This window comes from Acinetobacter johnsonii, assembly GCF_048551975.1.
Taxonomy (GTDB): Bacteria; Pseudomonadota; Gammaproteobacteria; order Pseudomonadales; family Moraxellaceae; genus Acinetobacter; species Acinetobacter johnsonii_A.
In genome coordinates this window covers 1-1,482 of the sequence record NZ_JBIMCF010000068.1, presented here as the reverse complement: position 1 = coordinate 1,482, position 1,482 = coordinate 1, and the positions used below count along the sequence as shown (strand labels likewise).

1 protein-coding gene is annotated in these 1,482 nt (G+C 44.5%); it reads right to left on the bottom strand.

Annotation, left to right across the window (positions count from 1 at the left end):
* Positions 1 to 54: 54 nt before the first annotated feature.
* The gene (locus ACG9ZB_RS16640) at positions 55 to 1,389 is read right to left on the bottom strand and encodes an ISNCY family transposase (RefSeq protein WP_033917544.1); all 1,335 of its coding nucleotides are present in this window, start codon (positions 1,387 to 1,389) and stop codon (positions 55 to 57) included.
* Positions 1,390 to 1,482 lie beyond the last annotated feature (93 nt).

The following is a 1,482-nucleotide window of genomic DNA, read 5'->3' as shown; positions in this document are numbered from 1 at the left end:
TGTTATTCACCAATTAAAATGTCTATGCGATAAACCATTTAAAATGTCCTGTTTTTAACCATAAGAGTCAAGCACAGGATTTAAATTTCTTTGTTCAATAACAGCTTTCTGAGCTTTACGGCTCGGCATACTTTTCTTGAGACGGGAACGTTTATTCTGTTTTTCCAACTCTTCGTGTTGCTGTTGAATATGAGCTAGGACTGCGCCTAACCGTTTATTCTCAACCACTTCATTTTGCTGCAGTCCAGCCAGTTTATTGAAGACGCTATAGTTGATCTTCCGTCCTTCATGCATGATGGCCACAGTGCCATCTGGATACTCCAGAAATGAAATGTATTGCCCAACCAGCTTATGATTCAGTACTGTTGGCTCAAGCATATAAATACATTTGTCATAGGTGATGGTCAGATTCTTAGTGACCTTACGTGGTTCCTGCCAGGTGAAAATATCCTCCAGTTCAAGATCAGATTCGGTTAAAGGGCGATGCAAGTTCTTGGAATTTCTCGCACACTTGGCGAACTTCTGATTGAAATGCTCAATAAAGCAGGGCAGCCATGCATTGGCTTCGGCAATCGAGCAGATGCCTTCCAGGCGCATCTCCTTGATCAGACGATCCTGCAGTGTCCTGTTAGCACGTTCCACACGACCTTTGGCCTGTGGGGAGTTGGCAAAGATAATATCAATGTTTAACTCATTCAGAATCCTGCCAAATTGTGTGATCTGACTGTCCTGACTGGATTTCTGGTTCACTCTGAATACCGAATGTTTGTCACTATAAAAGGCCAGCGGCTTGCCGTATTGTTCAATGTAGGCTCGGGTGGAAAGCATATAGTCAAAGGTGGTTTCAGCCTCACAAAAGCGCAGATGCAACAGCTTTCCAGTGGCATCATCGATATAAACCAGCAAGCAGCATTTTGCAGCTCGACCTTCAAACCAGTCATGATATGAGCCATCAATTTGGATCAGTTCACCGAAGCAATCCCGCTTATATCGAGGCTGATATGGCCGTTTCAGACGCTTAGATCGCGGAATCCAGAGTTCATTGGCAGTCATCCAGCGACGAACCGTTTCCACAGGAATATTCAGGTCAAACATGCTGCTGAGCTTCTCATGCGCCAAGGTTGGGCCAAAGCCCAGCAGATGTTCAGAAATAAGGGAAAGGCATTCAGACTTTACGGCTTCATCATGGCGACGATGACCCGGTTGACCACGACTGGCATGTGTCAGGCCTGAAATACCGTCTTGCTTGAGCTTGTGCAATAACCGGGTAATTTGACGGGTTGAAAGATTCAGAATTTCAGCAGCACGGACTTGTGTAATACGTCGATCTCGAACATCTTGCAGCACTGCAATACGTTGTATTTCCTTGTCAGACATAGTGATCAGCATCTCGATTCATATCCAGTCCATGATGTTGATGCGCATCATAGACCAGACATTTTTATTGGTGAGAATACAGACACTTTAAATGGTTTCTAACAA

Coding starts and splice junctions, on each gene's coding strand:
- ACG9ZB_RS16640 (WP_033917544.1), bottom strand. CDS start 1,389: ATGCTGATCACTATGTCTGACAAGGAAATACAACGTATTGCAGTGCTG.